Here is a 1176-nt window from a genome sequence, read left to right on the forward strand (position 1 = left end):
GTACGCGAGGTAGTTTGGTGACAGCAACAATTGGTTATCCGCAAACTCACTTTCGTCACTTTGCGCGGTAAGTTCGCCGTAATATTCGGGCAACGTGTCACCGTATTGGCGAGTTTCAGTCAGTTCATTGATGGCTGTTGGTGAGAGTGGAAACAGCGCGCGATAGCGCCAATCGGGTAGGTTGCTCATAAACACTACGTTGTGCTTGTCGGTCACCAAAACGTCTGCGCCACTTTGTGCAAGGCGCTGTTCCAACTGCTCCAAATTCACTTTTACCGTGATGACGCCGATGACATCGCCGTTCAACCATAGTGGAGAGGAAAAGAAGTAACCCCGTTTGTTAGAGCGTACACCTAACCCCACGTATTGGGCTGGCTCACCACGACGGGCATTTTTAAAGTAAGGGCGATAACTAAAACTCGAACCGACAAACGTATCCGCCTGTTGATAGTTACTCGAAGCGATAACCAAGCCTGTTTTATCATGGACATAAATGGTATCGGCCAAACTTTGCTTCAGCCATTGCGCCAACAGTAAGTTCAGTTCTGTCGACGGTGCACCTTTCTCAACGGCTTCAAGCAAGCGTGGGTCATGGCTAAGCAAATTGGGAATTTGTTCAAACTTCGCCAGTTCGTAGTCGACTTCTTGTGAGACTTGAGCCGCTTGGCTTTTGAGCTTTTGTTGCCATTGATCGTGTTGATAGCGAGTTGCGTAGTGATGCGTAAGAGCAAGCCCTAAAATGCCGATAACAAACAACAGCAATAGAAAATGACGCAGGGCTTTGGGATTGAGTAAGTTCACAATTAGCTCACCGGAGTTTTTAATGCCATGTTATCAAAAGGTATTAAACGATGCTGTGAGCGGTAACGTTAACTAGGAATAGAACTGCATTTTAGAAGTAGTATTCCGTACCAATAAATACGTAACGGTTGTTTGCTAAGTAAGCGATTGGTTTGTTGCGTAACATAGCGGTCAGTTTGTGCTCACTTGAGGTTAAATAGTCAATCTTGTCCCGTTGGAGAGCAAACGAAGCGAAGTTATTTTGGATGACTTCATGTTACTTTTCGTCGCTTCATTCTCATCATTTGGGTGGAAAAACTTGCCCTGCCGTTGGTCTTTGGTCTCGTTAGAAGTGTTGCTGGGCCTCGCTTTTTGCCTGAACCTAGAGGTTACCAT

At 46.0% G+C, this 1176-nt stretch carries 1 protein-coding gene; it reads right to left on the bottom strand.

Features of this window, described 5'->3' with window-relative positions; genetic code table 11:
• On the bottom strand, positions 1–801 hold an 801-nt coding region (locus R8O70_RS25755), incomplete at its 3' end, for a cache domain-containing protein (RefSeq protein WP_318184528.1).
• Positions 802–1176: the final 375 nt, after the last annotated feature.

Origin of the sequence: Vibrio sp. 779(2023) (genome assembly GCF_033344285.1) — a bacterium.
GTDB classification, from domain to species: Bacteria; Pseudomonadota; Gammaproteobacteria; order Enterobacterales; family Vibrionaceae; genus Vibrio; species Vibrio alginolyticus.